Here is a 1,090-nt window from a genome sequence, read left to right on the forward strand (position 1 = left end):
AATAGTTAATTGTACGTTATCACCAGGCATTACCATTTCTACTCCAGAAGGCAGATCACAGGTTCCTGTTACGTCTGTCGTTCTGAAATAAAACTGTGGTCTATATCCATTAAAGAATGGAGTATGTCGACCACCTTCTTCTTTTGATAATACGTATACTTCTGCTTCGAATTTTGTATGTGGCTTAATTGTGCCTGGCTTAGCCAATACCTGGCCACGCTCAACTTCGTCACGTTTTGTTCCACGAAGCAATATACCAACGTTATCTCCAGCGCGTCCCTCGTCCAGTAACTTACGGAACATTTCAACGCCTGTGCACGTGGTTTTTTGAGTGTCGCGGATTCCAACAATCTCAATCTCTTCACCCACTTTGACGATACCGCTCTCTACACGACCTGTTACTACCGTTCCACGTCCAGAAATTGAGAATACGTCTTCAATTGGTAACAAGAAGGGCTTATCAATGTTTCGTACAGGCTCAGGAATATAAGAGTCCATAGTTTCAACTAATTTTTCAATCGCTTTAACACCTATGTCACTCTCATCGCCTTCCAGCGCTTTCAATGCTGAACCAACCACAATAGGAATATCATCCCCAGGGAAATCGTAACTGCTTAATAAGTCACGTACTTCCATCTCTACTAGTTCCAGCAATTCAGGATCATCTACCATATCTGCTTTGTTCATGAACACAACAATATAAGGTACACCAACCTGACGAGATAACAGAATGTGTTCTCTGGTTTGTGGCATCGGACCATCAGCTGCTGATACTACCAGTATCGCTCCGTCCATTTGCGCCGCTCCAGTAATCATGTTCTTAACATAGTCAGCATGTCCTGGGCAATCTACGTGTGCATAATGTCTGTTTGCTGATTCGTATTCTACGTGTGCTGTAGAAATTGTAATACCACGTTCACGCTCTTCTGGCGCAGCATCAATTTGATCATATGCTTTCGCTGTGCCGCCAAACTTCTTCGCCATAATTGTGGTAATAGCCGCTGTTAATGTCGTTTTACCGTGGTCTACGTGACCGATCGTACCCACATTAACGTGTGGCTTTTTACGTTCAAATTTTTCCTTCGCCATT

The 1,090-nt window shown here is 43.3% G+C and carries 1 protein-coding gene; it reads right to left on the bottom strand.

Features of this window, described 5'->3' with window-relative positions; translation table 11 throughout:
- A partial coding sequence (tuf, locus tag KYQ_RS18390) for an elongation factor Tu (protein WP_010654848.1) occupies positions 1–1,090 on the bottom strand: 1,090 nt, incomplete at both ends.

The organism is Fluoribacter dumoffii NY 23 (genome assembly GCF_000236165.1).
Classification (GTDB): domain Bacteria; phylum Pseudomonadota; class Gammaproteobacteria; order Legionellales; family Legionellaceae; genus Legionella; species Legionella dumoffii.